At 31.9% G+C, this 270-nt stretch carries 1 protein-coding gene; it reads right to left on the reverse strand.

Annotation, left to right across the window (positions count from 1 at the left end; all coding sequences use genetic code 11):
- Nucleotides 1–270 (reverse strand): hypothetical protein (locus tag RT99_RS25520; RefSeq protein ID WP_042567386.1); only part of this gene is annotated, 270 nt, incomplete at both ends.

Here is a 270-nt window from a genome sequence, read left to right on the forward strand (position 1 = left end):
TTTCTCTAAAATGATATTGCTAATATTTACTTCTCCATTAGTTGGATTTGGATAAATTGTGGCTTTGGTAAAAGCAGGATCATTAACACCTAAATTTTTACAAGTATTTGCATAAGTTGTAGTTGATTCTTTAATATTCGACCAATTTGCATTTGAATAAGCTGCATCATCAACCTGAATACAACTAAGAGTTGTAAGACCTAGGAAGGTTGTATATAAAACAGATGCTGTATTTTTACCGGTTTGTGTTGGCAGGATGAAGTTTCTGTT

The sequence above is a fragment of the Flavobacterium sp. MEB061 genome (genome assembly GCF_000834715.1).
Classification (GTDB): domain Bacteria; phylum Bacteroidota; class Bacteroidia; order Flavobacteriales; family Flavobacteriaceae; genus Flavobacterium; species Flavobacterium pectinovorum.